A 15196-nucleotide genomic window follows, 5' to 3' on the forward strand; every position below is an offset into this window, starting at 1 on the left:
ATCCCTCATAAGGGGACAGGAACGCGGGCTTCGGCGCACTGGCTGATTGTTGTGTACTTCGTTGACCGTCACAAGAAAACAGCCCTACATTCCCTTCGGGTTCGAGCTACCCCCGAGTAAGAGCGTGCAAAGCCCCCGTCCCCCTTCGCGTCGACAGGAGCCCCACCTCTCATGGCCGTACGCAGTCGCCGCTCCACCCGCACCCTCACCGCCCTGGCCGCGGTCGTCGCCCTCGCCGCGACCAGCGCCTCCGTCTCGACCGCCGCTCCCCGGCCCGCGGGACCCGTCGAGCGCCTCTCCGGCACCCTTCCCGACGGCGCCGCCTGGATAGCCGACGTGCCGGAGGACTGGAACGGCACGCTGATCGTCTTCAGCCACGGCTTCGGCGTCACGACACCCCAGAACGCCCCCGGCGAGGCCGTACGCCTGCGCCTCCTCGAAGAGGGCTACGCCCTCACCGGCTCCTCCTTCGACACCAGCGAGACCCTCTGGGCCCTGGAGAGCGCGGAGCGCGACCAGGTCGCGACGATCAGGGCGGTCACCGAGAGGATCGGCGAACCCGACCGCACCCTCTCCGTCGGCCTGTCGATGGGCGGCCTGGTCAACGCCCGCCTCGCCCGTTCCGGCGCCGGCGGCATCGACGGCGCCCTGGGGCTGTGCGGGCTCGTGGCCGGCGCGAACGACCTGCACGCCTACCAGCTGGACGCCGAGTACACGATCGCCCGCCTGCTGCTGCCCGGCACCCCGGTGAAGCTGGTGGGCTTCGCCTCCGAGGCCGAGGGCGCCGTCAGCGGCCGTCTGCTGACCGACGCCGTCGCCGCCGCGCAGAAGACCCCTGAGGGCCGTGCCCGTGTCGCCCTCGCCGCGGCCTACCTGAACCTGCCGACCTGGGCCTACGGCAAGAACCGCCCCGCCGCCGGCGACCATGACGAACAGCAGGCCCAGCAGGCCTCGTGGCTGCTCCAGGGCGTCCTCAACCGGGTCGTGCCGGCCCGCTTCCACGTCGAGAAGGCCCTCGGCGGCAACAACTCCGGCAACCAGGGCATCGACTACGCGCGCGTGCTGGCGACCTCCCAGCACGCACCCCTGGTCAAGGCGCTCTACCGGAAGGCCGGCCTCGATCTGCGCGCCGACCTGCGGAACCTGACCGCCCACGCCGACATCGCCGCCGACCCGGCCGCCGTGGCCGCCGGCCGCCGCACGTCCTCCGCCGGCCAGGGCCTGGCGGTGCCCCTCCTCAACATCCACACCACCGCCGACGACCTCGTCCCCACCGAGCAGCAGTCCCGCTTCGCCGCACGGGTCCGCGCCTCCGGGGACGCCGCGCTCCACCGCCAGGCGTACGTGGAACGCCAGGGCCACTGCAACTTCACCACCGCGGAGACGGTGGCCGCCCTCCACGCGGTCGAGTCCCGCCTGGACAAGGGCCACTGGGGCGCGACAGCCACAGCGGGCGCCCTCCAGACAGCCGCCCAGTCCCTCAACCTGGACGGCGCGGCCTACGTCCGACACCACCCGGCCCCCCTGACGATCGGCCGCCGCCTGTAGACCGACCCCTCCCGGGACCTCGGTCTGTGACCGGTGGCCCACGGCGGGCGGGCCGCCCACGGACGGGAGGGGCCGTGCCGGTGTGTCAAGCCCGTCGCGTAGAGAAGCACAGCCAACAGCTCCCCCGAACCCCCGAGCAGTAGGGCACCAAGCGACGGGCTGACACACCGGCACGGCCCCGCCCCCCAACGCACCGCACGCGCCCCCGGCCCCCCCAGCCCCCTCCCGGCCCCGGCCCCCGCCCCCTCCCGGCCCCCGCCCACGGCCCCCCGGCCCGTTGTCAGTCCCCTCCGCTACGGTTCGTGCATGGCTGCCCGTACCAAGTCCACGAAGGACCGTCCCTCCTACCGCTGCACGGAATGCGGCTGGCAGACGGCGAAGTGGCTGGGCCGCTGCCCCGAGTGCCAGGCGTGGGGCACGGTCGAGGAGTACGGCACCCCCGCCGTCCGCACCACCGCCCCCGGCCGGGTCACGACCTCCGCCCTCCCCATCGGCCAGGTCGACGGCCGCCAGGCCACCGCCCGCCCCACCGGCGTCCCCGAGCTGGACCGTGTCCTCGGCGGCGGCCTCGTCCCCGGCGCGGTCGTCCTCGTCGCCGGCGAGCCCGGCGTGGGCAAGTCCACCCTCCTCCTCGACGTGGCCGCGAAGTCCGCCAGCGCCGAGCGCCCGACGCTCTACGTCACCGGTGAGGAGTCCGCGAGCCAGGTCCGCCTCCGTGCCGACCGCATCGACGCCCTCCACGACCACCTCTACCTCGCCGCCGAGACCGACCTGGCCGCCGTCCTCGGCCACTTGGACGCCGTCAAGCCCGGTCTGCTCATCCTGGACTCGGTGCAGACGGTCGCCTCCCCGGAGATCGACGGCGCCCCCGGCGGCATGGCGCAGGTCCGCGAGGTCGCGGGTGCGCTGATCCGCGCCTCGAAGGAACGCGGCATGGCGACCCTGCTCGTGGGCCACGTCACGAAGGACGGCGCGATCGCGGGCCCCCGCCTCCTGGAGCACCTGGTCGACGTCGTGCTGCATTTCGAGGGCGACCGCCATGCCCGCCTCCGCCTCGTACGCGGCGTCAAGAACCGTTACGGCGCCACGGACGAGGTCGGCTGCTTCGAGCTGCACGACGAGGGCATCACCGGCCTCGCCGACCCCAGTGGTCTCTTCCTCACCCGCCGCGACGAGCCGGTGCCCGGCACCTGCCTCACCGTCACCCTGGAGGGCCGCCGCCCGCTCGTCGCCGAAGTGCAGTCGCTCACAGTCGACTCCCAGCTCCCCTCCCCCCGCCGCACCACGTCCGGCCTGGAGACCTCGCGGGTCTCGATGGTCCTGGCGGTCCTGGAGCAGCGCGGCCGGATCGCCGCTCTGGGCAAAAGGGACATCTACTCCGCGACGGTGGGCGGCGTGAAGCTGTCCGAGCCCGCCGCGGACCTGGCGATCGCGCTCGCCCTGGCGTCCGCGGCGAGCGACACCCCGCTGCCCAAGAACCTCGTGGCGATCGGCGAAGTGGGCCTCGCCGGCGAGGTCAGAAGGGTCACCGGTGTGCAGCGCCGCCTCGCGGAGGCGCACCGCCTCGGCTTCACGCACGCGCTCGTTCCGTCCGATCCCGGCAAGGTTCCTCCCGGTATGAAGGTGCTGGAAGTGGCGGACATGGGGGACGCGCTGCGGGTACTGCCCCGATCCCGTCGTCGAGACGCCCCACGGGACGACGAGGACCGCCGGTAGACTTTGCCCAGGTCTCGCCCGTCCGTACGAACCACGTGTGCGAAACGGGAGCGCCCCAGAACCTGCGACCGGAGGAGTGCAGTGGCAGCCAACGACCGGGCAGCAGCTCCCGGAAAGTCCGGTGGGAGCTCCGGTGCCGATGGCCTGATGCGCGCCTCACTGAGCGCCGTGGCCCCGGGCACGGCGCTGCGCGACGGGCTTGAGCGGATTCTCCGCGGCAACACCGGCGGACTCATCGTGCTCGGCTTCGACAAGACCGTCGAGCCGATGTGCACCGGTGGTTTCGTCCTGGATGTCGAGTTCACGGCCACGCGGCTGCGTGAGCTGTGCAAGCTGGACGGCGGCATCGTCCTCTCCTCGGACCTGTCGAAGATCCTGCGGGCAGGTGTCCAACTGGTCCCGGACCCGACGATCCCGACGGAGGAGACAGGTACCCGGCACCGCACCGCGGACCGTGTGAGCAAACAGGTCGGGTATCCGGTGGTCTCCGTCTCCCAGTCGATGCGCCTGATCGCGCTGTACGTCGACGGGCAGCGCCGTGTCCTGGAGGACTCGGCGGCGATCCTGTCCCGCGCCAACCAGGCCCTCGCGACGCTGGAGCGGTACAAGCTCCGCCTGGACGAGGTCGCGGGAACGTTGTCAGCGCTGGAGATCGAGGACCTGGTGACGGTCCGGGACGTCTCGGCGGTGGCCCAGCGTCTGGAGATGGTCCGGCGCATCGCCACGGAGATCGCCGAGTACGTCGTCGAACTGGGTACGGACGGCCGCCTTCTGGCCCTCCAGCTGGACGAGCTCATCGCGGGCGTGGAGCCGGAACGGGAGCTGGTGGTCCGGGACTACGTCCCCGAGCCCACGGCCAAACGTTCCCGTACGGTCGACGAGGCACTGTCCGAGCTGGACGCCCTCTCCCACGCGGAACTCCTCGAACTGCCCACGGTGGCACGGGCCCTGGGCTACACCGGCTCCCCCGAGGGCATGGACTCGGCGGTCTCCCCGCGCGGCTTCCGCCTCCTGGCGAAGGTCCCCCGCCTGCCGGGCGCCATCATCGACCGCCTGGTGGAACACTTCGGCGGCCTGCAGAAGCTGCTCGCCGCGAGCGTCGACGACCTCCAGACCGTCGACGGCGTCGGTGAGGCCCGCGCCCGCAGCGTCCGCGAGGGCCTGTCGCGCCTGGCGGAGTCCTCGATCCTGGAGCGCTACGTCTAGCCTCCGGCGGTCAGCCGAACCAACCCCCACGCCCCTGACCGATCGCGGCACGCGCGTCCCGCTCCGGAGGGCCGCCCGCCGGGAGGCCGGCGCGCTCGCCCCGGAGGGTCAGTCCTTCTCCAGGACGAAGGACGTCCGGTCCTTGGTCAGGCCGGGGGCCTTCGCCTCGATGAGGTACGTGCCGGGCTTGGCCGAACCGGCGGACGGGGTGGCGCAGTTGGGGGCGCTGGGGTCCCGGTTCCACTGGACGGTGTAGGTGACCTGGTCGCCGGCCGGGACCCGGAACAGCAGGCTGCCGGCGGTCTCGTGGCAGTCGTCGGAGGACCAGAACGCGTCGTCGGCCCCGGTCGCCGTGATCGTCACGATCGTGTGGTCCGGGCCGAGGTCGAGCTTGCAGTCGCTGCCCGAGGAGTTGCGGGCGACGAGCTCGAACGTGGGGTCCGTACCGGGCGCGTAGGCGTTGCGCACACTGCGGATGCTCAACTTCACCGCCGAGGCCGCGCAGTTGGGCAGGCTGGACCCCGCCGGCACCTGCTCGCCGGAGGTGCTCCCGCCACCGCTCCCGGTGCCGCCGCTGGACGAGCCGCCCCCGGAGGCGCTCGAACCGCCGTCGCCACCGCCGGCCCCGGAGCCCGAGCTGGAGCCGGAGTCCGAGCCGGATCCGGAGCTGTCGCCCCCGGAGCCGGACTCGTCGCCCGTCTCGTCACGGCCGCCGGGCGCCTGGCTGATCGCCGGGCCGGAGCCGGAGGGCCCGGGGGTGATGGAGGGCGCGGGGTTCTTGCCGTTGGAGTCGCCCGCGCCGTTCTTGCCGTTGCCGCCACCGCCGGTGACGACCCATACGATCAGAAGGGCGAGCACGCCGAGGACGGCCGCGATGACGGCCCTCCGTCGCCAGTAGATGGTGGAGGGAAGCGGCCCGACCGGATTGCGCAGAGATCCCACGGCGCAAACTGTACGAGAGATCAGGCACTTAACCGGCCCCACCCGCCGCCCTGAACCGCAACTTTTCCGGATCATCATCCTGGTAGGCCCGACTCACCGCCTGAGCAGGGACGTTACCGATCGCGGTCAGTAACCATCAAGGCGAAACGGACACCGTCCGTGATCACGACGATCAGCGGCGCGAAAGGTCAACTCCCCTTTCCCCCCGCACATGTTCACCGGAACGGTGCACGACTCCCCCAAGCCGCCCGCCTGCGACAATCGTCCCCACCGCGTACCAGTTGGAGGACGACCATGGACCACCCCGTGCCGCCGGGCTCGCGGCCGTTGCGGAAGCTGGGCTTTCTGACCATCGGGCTGTTCGACGAGGCGGACCCCCGGCGGGGCCACGAGTCGACCCTGGAGATCATCGAGCTGGGCGAACGGCTCGGCTTCGACAGCGCCTGGCTGCGCCACCGTCACCTCCAGTACGGCATCTCCTCTCCCGTCGCCGTGCTCGCGGCGGCCTCACAGCGCACGAGCCGTATCGAACTGGGCACCGCCGTCATCCCGTTGGGCTGGGAGAACCCGCTGCGGCTCGCGGAGGACCTGGCGACGGTCGACATCCTGTCCGGCGGCCGGCTGAACCCCGGTGTCAGCGTGGGGCCGCCGATGCACTACGACACGGTCAAGTCGGCGCTCTACCCCGACACCGCCGACTCCGAGGACTTCAGCTTCGAGCGGGTCCGGCGGCTCCTCGGCTTCGTGCGCGGGGAGGCGGCCACGGAGTTCAGCGGCACCATGGGGTTCGAGGTCTTCTCGAACCGGGTCCAGCCGCACTCCACCGGCCTGGGAAGCCGTCTGTGGTACGGCGGCGGCAGCCTGCGGTCGGCCCGCTGGGCCGGGGAGAACGGAATGAACTTCCTCACCAGCAGCGTCGTGAAGGCGGAGCCGGGGGAGACGACGCCGAGCGAGGGCGCACCGGGGAACGAGGAGGCCGGGGCCGGGTCGGCGGACTTCGCCGCGATCCAGCTCTCGCACATCCGGCAGTTCCGCGCGCACCACCCCGACGGGGAGCGGGCGCGGGTCTCGCAGGGGCTGGTGGTGATTCCGACGGACTCCGCGAGTGTGGAGCAGCGGGCCAGGTACGAGGCGTACGCGGCCGCCCGCCTGCCCCGGACGGCGGCGCCGCAGGGGCCGGGGCGGCTGCTGTTCGCGCCGGACCTCGTGGGGACGTCCGAGGAGATCGCCGAGCGGCTGCACGCGCAGGTCGCGTTCCGCGAGGTCGACGAGGTGGCGTTCGCCCTGCCGTTCACCTTCGAGCACGAGGACTATGTCCAGATCCTGACGGACATCGCGACGAGGCTGGGACCGTTGTTGGGGTGGCCGGGCGCCTAATAGCTCGGGGGCGCGCGGTTCGTTCGGCGGGTGCGGGTGGTTCGTGGTTGCTCGCGCAGTTCCCCGCGCCCCTGGCAAGCGACCGGGGCTGCGCCCCGTGCTTTTCATGAAGGGCGGGCCGCAGGCCCGTTCCCTTCAGGGGCGCGGGGAACTGCGCCAACGCCCCCCACCCACCCGCACCCGGCATACAACAGGTGCCCCAACCCCTCCGCCGCGCCCCCACCACCCCAGCGGAGCGACATGGCAGGATCGGACGTGCCATGACTGCACCCACCAAGCCCCAGGGCAACACCGTCGACCCGACCCCGTCCGCCTCCCCCCTGCACACCCCGGTGATCGCCTGGTTCGAGACGCACGCGCGGGATCTTCCGTGGCGGCGGCCGGAGGCCGGCCCGTGGGGGGTGATGGTCAGTGAGTTCATGCTTCAGCAGACGCCGGTCAACCGCGTGCTGCCGGTCTACGAGCAGTGGTTGTCCCGCTGGCCCCGCCCCGCGGACCTCGCGAAGGAACCGCCGGGTGAGGCGGTGCGCGCGTGGGGCCGGCTCGGCTATCCCCGCCGGGCGCTGCGGCTGCACGGCGCGGCGGCGGCCATAACGGAACGGCACGGCGGCGACGTACCGAGGGACCACGCGCAGCTGCTGGCGCTGCCGGGCATCGGGGAGTACACGGCGGCGGCCGTGGCGTCGTTCGCGTACGGGCAGCGGCACGCCGTGCTGGACACCAACGTCCGCCGGGTCCTCGCCCGCGCGGTCACCGGCACGCAGTACCCGCCGAACGCCACGACGGCCGCCGAGCGGAAGCTGGCGCGCGCCCTGCTGCCGCAGGACGAGGGCACGGCGTCGCGTTGGGCGGCCGCGTCGATGGAGCTGGGCGCGCTGGTGTGCACGGCGAAGAACGAGTCCTGCCATCACTGCCCCATCGCCGCGCAGTGCGCCTGGCGGCTCGCCGGGAAGCCCGCGCACGACGGGCCGGCGCGTCGGGGCCAGACGTACGCCGGGACCGACCGGCAGGTGCGCGGCAAGCTCCTCGCCGTGCTGCGGGACGCGGTGGAGCCCGTACCGCAGACGGTGCTCGACCGGGTCTGGGACGAGCCGGTGCAGCGGGCCCGGGCGCTCGACGGACTGGTCTCCGACGGGCTGGTGGAGCCCCTCCCCGACGGCTTCTACCGACTCCCCCTCACCTGACGCTCGTCACCCGGCCCTGACCGGAGTCCGCGACGGACCCGCCCGCGCTCCGGTCAGGGCACACGCGTGCTCCGGTCAGGGCAGACGCGGCGGGCTCCGTAACAGCGATCCGGCGGGCCCCGCGGGGGCGAATCACCCGATACCCGCCCCGAATCGCCCCTCGCTTTACCCCGTTCCTACTTCTGTTACACAACCGACGGACAGCCGAGCGTTCTCCGCAGGCTGCCTCGGACACCTCCGTGACAACAGCTCCGTAGCTTCTTCGACGTACCGCGGGAACACACGAACGAACCAGCGGGACGCGGCGGCGGAACGCACGACCAGAACGCGTTCGGCGGCACGACGGAGCGGAGAACCGACGGCGCAGACCGCGCGCTGGTCGGCAAACGGGGAACGGAGGCGGTTGATCATGGCGCACGGCGAGGTGCTCGAATTCGAGGAGTACGTCCGCACCCGGCAGGACGCGCTGCTGCGCAGCGCCCGCCGGCTCGTACCGGACCCGGTGGACGCCCAGGATCTGCTGCAGACGGCACTGGCCCGGACGTACGGCCGCTGGGACGGCATCGCCGACAAGCGGCTGGCGGACGCGTATCTGCGCCGGGTCATGATCAACACGCGGACCGAGTGGTGGCGGGCCCGGAAGCTGGAGGAGGTCCCCACCGAGCAGCTCCCGGACGCCTGCATCGACGACTCCACCGAGCAGCACGCGGACCGCGCGCTCCTCATGGACATCATGAAGGTGCTCGCTCCGAAGCAGCGCAGCGTCGTGGTGCTGCGACACTGGGAGCAGATGTCCACGGAGGAGACGGCCGCCGCCCTCGGCATGTCGGCCGGAACCGTGAAGAGCACGCTCCACCGTGCGCTGGCCCGGCTCCGCGAGGAGCTGGAGTCGCGGGACCTCGCAGAGCGCGCCGCCCGCGCGCTCGCACCGAACAAGGAGCAGGAGCGTTGCGCGGCCTGAGCACAGAGGCCGGCCCCGGCCAAGGGGCCAGGCAGGCTTCGAAGGCGGCGATCACGGCGGTGGCCGTGCTCGCCGCCCTCGGCCTTTCCGTATCCGCCTGCGGCACGGGCGGCACCGGCGCACGCGACGAGGGCCCGGCGGACAGCGACTCGCTGAAGGCCGGCGCCGCGTCACCGGCCGTCTCCGCCTCGGCGCACGGCGACCAGCCGAGCGTGGACGAGGTGGTGCGGCTGGTCCGGGCCGACCCGCAGGTCAGCAAGGCGGTGAAGGCCGACCTGGAGCCGTGCGTGGCCGACAAGCCGCCGATCGACGTCATCTACGGCGATCTGACCGGCGGTTCGACGGACGACATCGTGGTGAACGTGCTGTCCTGCGCGGACGCCGTCGGCGTGGCCTCGTACGTGTACCGCTCGGAGAAGGGCAAGTACCGCAGCGTCTTCCTCTCCGAACAGCCGCCGGTGTACGCGGAGATCGACCGCGGCGACCTGCTGGTGACCCGGCAGCTGTACGAGAACGACCGGTACGGCGACCCGTCCGCGTATCCGTCCAGCGAGGACGTGACCACCTACCGCTGGCTGAAGGACCGCTTCGTCGAACGGTCCAGTACGCGCACGGAGTACAGCACCTCGGTGGGCGGCGCGGAGTCGCCCACTCCCGCACCCCGCTGACACCGGCCCAGCCCTTCCCCCACCCCACCGATCACTACCGAGAGCGGACGAGAAGACCGGATGGCAGAGCAGACCCACGTCCTGTTCGTCGAGGACGACGATGTCATCCGCGAGGCCACCCAGCTCGCCCTGGAGCGGGACGGCTTCGCGGTCACGGCCATGCCCGACGGGCTGTCGGGGCTGGAGGCGTTCCGGGCGAACCGGCCGGACATCGCGCTCCTCGACGTCATGGTCCCCGGCCTCGACGGGGTCTCGCTGTGCCGCCGAATCCGTGACGAGTCGACCGTCCCGGTGATCATGCTCTCCGCGCGCGCCGACTCCATCGACGTGGTCCTCGGTCTGGAGGCGGGCGCCGACGACTACGTCACCAAGCCGTTCGACGGCGCCGTCCTGGTCGCCCGGATCCGGGCGGTGCTGCGCCGCTTCGGGCACGCGAGCGGCGGCGACTCCCGCGCCGACGACCACGGGTCCGCCGGCACCGACGGGGTCCTCACCTTCGGCGAGCTGGTGGTCGACACCGAGGGCATGGAGGTACGCAAGGCCGGCGACCCGGTGGCGTTGACGCCGACCGAGATGCGGCTGCTCCTGGAGTTCTCCTCGGCCCCCGGCACGGTCCTGTCCCGTGACAAGCTCCTCGAACGTGTCTGGGACTACGGCTGGGGCGGCGACACCCGTGTCGTCGACGTCCATGTGCAGCGACTGCGCACGAAGATCGGCCAGGACCGCATCGAGACGGTCCGCGGCTTCGGCTACAAGCTCAAGGCCTGAGCGGGGCCGCCGGTATGGCCATGAGGGGGATACGAGGACGGCGGGGGCCGGGAGCGCCGGGCGGGGCCGGTTCGGACGCCGCCCGGCCGAGAACCGGTGCGGCGGGCGGTCCGGGCGCCGGGGTCAACCTGGGCGGCGGCCGGGGCACGGGCCCCTGGAGCGGTGTGGGTGCGGGGAGCGGCGGCGGTGGCGGCCGGAGCGGTGTCGTCGCGGGCGCCGGGCGTGGGGCCGGGGCAGGTGGCTCGGGTGCCGGAGCCGCAGACGGCGTCGACACGGTCTCCGGGGGCCCGGTCTCGGGTCTGCGCACCGGGCTGCGCTGGCAGCTCAGCGCGGCGATCGCGTTCGTCGGGGCACTGGTGGCGATCGCGCTGAGCCTGGTCGTGCACAACGCGGCGCGGGTGTCGATGCTGGACAACGCGCGCGACCTGGCCGACGAGCGCATCCAGGTCGCCCAGCGCATGTACGAGTCGGGTCGCCCGCTGAAGTCGGGGGCGTTCGGGGTGCGGATCAACGACCCCGAGATCCCGCAGGACCTGCTGGCCAAGGTCATGGAGGGCCGCCGGGCGACGTATGTCTCGGAGGGCCCCGACGGGGTGCCCGACATCTGGGCGGCGGTGCCGTTGAAGGACAACCGGGTGCTGTCGCTGCACACGCACACCGACCACAGCTCGACCGTGCTGCGGGATCTCGACCAGGCCCTGATCATCGGCTCGATCGCGGTCGTCTTCGGCGGCTCGGCCCTCGGTGTCCTCATCGGCGGGCGGATGTCCCGCCGGCTGCGCAAGGCGGCGGCCGCCGCGAACCAGGTCGCCAAGGGCGAGACCGACGTCCGGGTGCAGGACGCGATCGGCGGGGTCACACGGGACGAGACCGCCGAGCTGGCGCGGGCGGTGGACGCCATGGCCGACACGCTGCGGCAGCGGATCGAGGCGGAGCGCCGGGTGACGGCGGACATCGCCCATGAGCTGCGCACCCCGGTGACGGGGCTGCTCACCGCGGCGGAGCTGCTCCCTCCGGGGCGCCCCACCGAGCTGGTCCGCGACCGGGCCCAGGCGCTGCGGACCCTCGTCGAGGACGTGCTGGAGGTGGCTCGGCTCGACGGCGCGTCGGAGCGGGCCGAGTTGCAGGACATCATGCTGGGCGAGTTCGTGAGCCGGCGGGTGGCGGCTCGGGACGCGGGTGTGCGCGTGCAGGTGGTCCATGAGTCGGAGGTGACGACGGACCCCCGCCGCCTGGAACGGGTACTGCTCAATCTGCTGGCCAACGCGGCGAAGCACGGCAGGCCGCCGATCGAGGTGTCCGTCGAGGGACGGGTCATCCGGGTCCGCGACCACGGTCCCGGCTTCCCCGAGGAGCTGCTGGCCGACGGCCCGCGCCGCTTCCGTACCGGCGCCTCGGACCGCGCCGGCCAGGGCCACGGCCTCGGCCTCACCATCGCCGCCGGTCAGGCCCGGGTCCTCGGCGCCCGCCTCACCTTCCGCAACATCCGACCGCCCGGCGCCCCGGACTCCGTACCGGCGGAGGGCGCCGTGGCCGTCCTCTGGCTGCCCGAACACGCCCCCACCAACACGGGCAGCTACCCGATGCTGCCGATGCCGGGCGAGACGACAGCCTGAAGGGCAGGGGGCGAACCCCTGCCCTTCACGAGACGGTGCCCTCGGCTTCGTCTACTCCCCCGCTACGGGCGGCCCCCCGGCTCCCCGCAGCGGCACCTCCTTCACGAACACCGCGGCCACCAGTGCGAGGACGGCCACCACGGAGCCCAGCAGGAACGCCGAGTGCGTGCCGGAGGACACCGCGAACTGGTACGCCTCCCGCGCCGGCACCGGCAGCTTCGCCAGGCTCGCCGCGTCCAGCTGCGCGGACTGCTCGGTCACCTCGGACCCCAGCGCACCGGCCCGCTCGGCCATGACGTCCTGGACCCGGCTGTTGAACAGCGCGCCCATGATCGCGACACCGAAGGACGACCCGAGCGTCCGGGACAGCGTGGTCGTGGAGGACGCGACGCCCATGTCCTTCATCTCGACGCTGTTCTGCGCGACGAGCATGGTGATCTGCATCAGGCATCCCATACCGGAACCGAGCACCGCCATGAACACCCCGGACGTCAGCCGGCTCGTCCCGGTGTCCATCTGCGCCAGCAGGAAGAGTCCCACGATCATCAGGACGCTGCCGACGAGGGGGAAGACCTTGTAGCGTCCGCTGCCCGTGGTCACGCGACCCGCGACCATCGACACCGCGAGCATCGCGCCGAGCATCGGCAGCAGCAACAGCCCGGAGTTGGTCGCGGACGCGCCCTGCACGGACTGCTGGTAGAGCGGGAGGAAGAGGACCGCGCCGAACATCACGAACCCGGTGATGAACCCGATCAGGGACATCAGGGTGAAGTTCCGGCTGCGGAAGATGTGCAGCGGCATCACCGGCTCGGCCGCCCTGGTCTCCACGAACAGGAACCCCACCAGCGCGGCCACACCGATCGCGGCGAGCTCCATGATGACGGCCGACCCCCACGCGTACTCGGTGCCGCCCCAGGTCGTGACCAGCACGATCGCCGTGATGCCGACGGTCAGCAGCGCCGCGCCCAGATAGTCGATGCTCCGCGCCGACCGCGCCTCGCGCGACGGCTTCGGCAGATGCAGGACGACACTGATGGCGGCCAGCGCGACCACGCCGAGCGGCAGGTTGATGTAGAAGGACCAGCGCCATCCCCAGTGGTCGGTGATGGTCCCCCCGACCAGCGGCCCCGCGATCATCGCGAGGGCCATGACCCCGGCCATCATGCCCTGGTACTTGCCCCGCTCCCGCGGCGGGATCAGATCGCCGATGATCGCCATGACGCCGACCATGAGGCCGCCGGCGCCAAGGCCCTGGAGGGCACGGAAGCCGATCAGCTGACCCATGTCCTGGGCCATGCCGCTGAGCGCCGATCCGATCAGGAAGATCACGATCGAGGTCATGAAGACGCTCTTGCGGCCGTAGAGGTCGCCGAGCTTGCCCCAGATGGGCGTGGAGGCGGCGGTCGCGAGCGTGTACGCGGTCACCACCCACGACAGGTGTTCGAGCCCGCCGAGGTCGCCCACGATCGTCGGCATCGCGGTGCCCACGATCATGTTGTCGAGCATCGCGAGCAGCATCGCGATCATGAGGGCGAACAGCACGACGCGCACACTGCGCGGCTGTGGCTCCTTCGCGCCCGCACCCTCACCCTCGCCGGAAGCTCCGCCGGGGACCGCGTCACGGATCTCCTCGTCGGCCACAGCGGCGGCACCCACCGCCCCCGCGGCCCCGCCGGCCCCTCTGGTCGTTTCCTTCTCGGTGTCCGCGCTCATGGCGGTCCTTCCTTCCCCCCGGACCGCTTCCCTACTTACTTGCCGCCCGGCTAGTTGACTACACTTGGGGAAACTAGGCCCCCAACTAGCCGGTCGTCAAGTAAGTTCGGCGGGCTTGGCAGAGGCTTGACCCACCACCGGGGTCGCGGCGACGAGGAGTAGCAGGATGAGCGAGACGACAGCCGACGGCGAGACGCCCACCGGTACCACGCCCGCCGGCGCGGCGCCGAAACGGCATCGCCGCGGCGACACCCGTCAGCGCATCCAGGACGTCGCCCTCGAACTCTTCGCCGAGCAGGGCTACGAGAAGACCTCGCTCCGGGAGATCGCCGAGCGTCTGGAGGTGACGAAGGCGGCGCTCTACTACCACTTCAAGACGAAGGAGGACATCCTCGTCAGCCTCTTCCAGGACCTCCAGCGCCCGATCGACGAACTGATCGAGTGGGCGGACCACCAGCCGCGCACCCTCGACACCAAGCGGGAGATCCTGCGCCGCTACAGCGAGGCCCTGGCCGACGTGGCGCCCCTCTTCCGCTTCATGCAGGAGAACCAGGCGACGGTACGGGAACTGAGCGTCGGAGAGTCGTTCAAGGACCGCATGCTGCGCCTGATCGACACCATCAAGGAGCCGGACGCCGCCCTGACCGACCAGGTCCGCTGCATCAGCGCCCTGTTCACCATGCACGCCGGGATGTTCGTGCTCCGGGACGTCGAAGGCGACCCCGAGGACAAGCGCAGGGCTGTCCTGGAGGTCGCGATCGATCTGGTGACCCAGGCGCACACGGGCACGCCGGGGGCCTGAGGGCGCGTCACGCCGTCGGTCAGAGGGTGATGCCCTTGCCGCGCAGGAAGGCGACGGGGTCGACGGCGGAGCCGTAGTTCGCGGTCGTACGGATCTCGAAGTGCAGGTGCGGCCCGCTGGAGTTACCGGTGTTGCCGGAGAGGGCTATGCGCTGCCCGGTCTTCACGATCTGCCCGACCTTCACCTGGACGCGGGAGAGGTGGGCGTACTGCGAGTACGAGCCGTTGCCGTGCTTGACGACGACGGCGTTGCCGTACGCGGGGCCGTCACCGGCGCCGTTGCCACCGGCCTTCACGACGGTGCCGCCGTGCGCGGCGAAGACGGCCGTACCGCTCTTGACGGCGAAGTCCTGCCCGCTGTGCGTGGAGTTCCACATGTTGCCGGCCTGGGCGTAGCTGGCGCTGAGCTTGTAGCCCTTGACGGGCGTGACCCACGAGGTCGCCTTCTTGGCCGCGGCGGCCTGGGCGACACCCGAGGTCTGGACGGCGCCGGCGCTCTGAGCACCGCCGGCCGCGGCCGCGACCCCGACGCCCAGCACACCCGAGACTCCCACTCCGGCGGCCACGACGGCGGCGGCACGGACACGAAGGGCGGACATACGGGTACGGGGGGAGCGAACGCGCTGCGACATGGGGACCTCACGGGGGACGGAGACAGGGACCGGTGCCTCGGGAGGCACACGAAGACCACCCGGC

Annotated in this window: 13 protein-coding genes; 10 read left to right on the plus strand and 3 right to left on the minus strand. The window is 72.0% G+C overall.

The genetic code is table 11. The features are described 5' to 3' along the window. The first annotated feature begins 171 nt into the window (after positions 1–171). The 3 genes from SMA5143A_RS26250 to disA all read left to right on the plus strand — a co-directional run bounded on the left by SMA5143A_RS26250 (position 172) and on the right by disA (position 4470). On the plus strand, positions 172–1548 hold the full coding sequence (locus tag SMA5143A_RS26250; RefSeq protein ID WP_107465316.1) for an alpha/beta hydrolase: 1377 nt from the start codon (positions 172–174) through the stop codon (positions 1546–1548). Between the two features lie 306 nt (positions 1549–1854). Continuing rightward, the gene (gene radA, locus SMA5143A_RS26260; RefSeq protein ID WP_107465317.1) at positions 1855–3264 is read left to right on the plus strand and encodes a DNA repair protein RadA; all 1410 of its coding nucleotides are present in this window, start codon (positions 1855–1857) and stop codon (positions 3262–3264) included. An 81-nt stretch (positions 3265–3345) separates the two neighbouring features. Beyond that, positions 3346–4470 (plus strand): DNA integrity scanning diadenylate cyclase DisA, encoded by a 1125-nt coding sequence (gene disA, locus SMA5143A_RS26265; RefSeq protein WP_055542252.1) that lies wholly within the window; start codon positions 3346–3348, stop codon positions 4468–4470. Positions 4471–4578: 108 nt separating this feature from the next. On the opposite strand, the gene SMA5143A_RS26270 is transcribed toward disA, so the two are convergent. Then, positions 4579–5412 carry a hypothetical protein gene (locus tag SMA5143A_RS26270; protein ID WP_107465318.1) on the minus strand — a complete coding sequence of 278 codons (834 nt, stop codon included), beginning with the start codon at positions 5410–5412 and terminating at the stop codon, positions 4579–4581. 306 nt (positions 5413–5718) lie between these two features. On the opposite strand from SMA5143A_RS26270, the gene SMA5143A_RS26275 reads away from it, so the two are divergent. The 6 genes from SMA5143A_RS26275 (at position 5719) to cseC (ending at position 11986) form a co-directional block, all read left to right on the plus strand. Then, the gene (locus SMA5143A_RS26275; RefSeq protein ID WP_181362021.1) at positions 5719–6789 is read left to right on the plus strand and encodes an LLM class flavin-dependent oxidoreductase; all 1071 of its coding nucleotides are present in this window, start codon (positions 5719–5721) and stop codon (positions 6787–6789) included. A gap of 260 nt (positions 6790–7049) precedes the next feature. Then, on the plus strand, positions 7050–7973 hold the full coding sequence (locus SMA5143A_RS26280) for an A/G-specific adenine glycosylase (protein ID WP_107465320.1): 924 nt from the start codon (positions 7050–7052) through the stop codon (positions 7971–7973). A 409-nt stretch (positions 7974–8382) separates the two neighbouring features. Then, positions 8383–8934: a SigE family RNA polymerase sigma factor gene (locus tag SMA5143A_RS26285; protein WP_055524060.1), complete on the plus strand. Its 552-nt coding sequence runs from the start codon at positions 8383–8385 to the stop codon at positions 8932–8934. Beyond that, entirely contained in the window at positions 8922–9602 is a 681-nt protein-coding gene (locus tag SMA5143A_RS26290; protein WP_107465321.1) for a hypothetical protein, read from the plus strand. The genes SMA5143A_RS26285 and SMA5143A_RS26290 overlap by 13 nt, the downstream gene beginning before the upstream one ends. A gap of 60 nt (positions 9603–9662) precedes the next feature. Beyond that, positions 9663–10370 carry a two-component system response regulator CseB gene (gene cseB, locus SMA5143A_RS26295; protein WP_107465322.1) on the plus strand — a complete coding sequence of 236 codons (708 nt, stop codon included), beginning with the start codon at positions 9663–9665 and terminating at the stop codon, positions 10368–10370. Positions 10371–10384: 14 nt separating this feature from the next. Continuing rightward, positions 10385–11986: a two-component system sensor histidine kinase CseC gene (gene cseC / locus SMA5143A_RS26300; RefSeq protein WP_258193757.1), complete on the plus strand. Its 1602-nt coding sequence runs from the start codon at positions 10385–10387 to the stop codon at positions 11984–11986. 51 nt (positions 11987–12037) lie between these two features. On the opposite strand, the gene SMA5143A_RS26305 is transcribed toward cseC, so the two are convergent. After that, positions 12038–13699, minus strand: a complete 1662-nt coding sequence (locus SMA5143A_RS26305; protein ID WP_258193758.1) for an MDR family MFS transporter — start codon at positions 13697–13699, stop codon at positions 12038–12040. 166 nt (positions 13700–13865) lie between these two features. Here SMA5143A_RS26305 and SMA5143A_RS26310 point away from each other — a divergent pair, with 166 nt between their 5' ends. Then, positions 13866–14501: a TetR/AcrR family transcriptional regulator gene (locus SMA5143A_RS26310; protein WP_258193759.1), complete on the plus strand. Its 636-nt coding sequence runs from the start codon at positions 13866–13868 to the stop codon at positions 14499–14501. A 19-nt stretch (positions 14502–14520) separates the two neighbouring features. Here SMA5143A_RS26310 and SMA5143A_RS26315 read toward each other — a convergent pair whose 3' ends face one another. Further along, positions 14521–15132, minus strand: a complete 612-nt coding sequence (locus SMA5143A_RS26315; RefSeq protein WP_107465323.1) for a M23 family metallopeptidase — start codon at positions 15130–15132, stop codon at positions 14521–14523. Positions 15133–15196: the final 64 nt, after the last annotated feature.

Origin of the sequence: Streptomyces sp. MA5143a, from assembly GCF_900290235.1 — a bacterium.
Classification (GTDB): Bacteria; Actinomycetota; Actinomycetes; order Streptomycetales; family Streptomycetaceae; genus Streptomyces.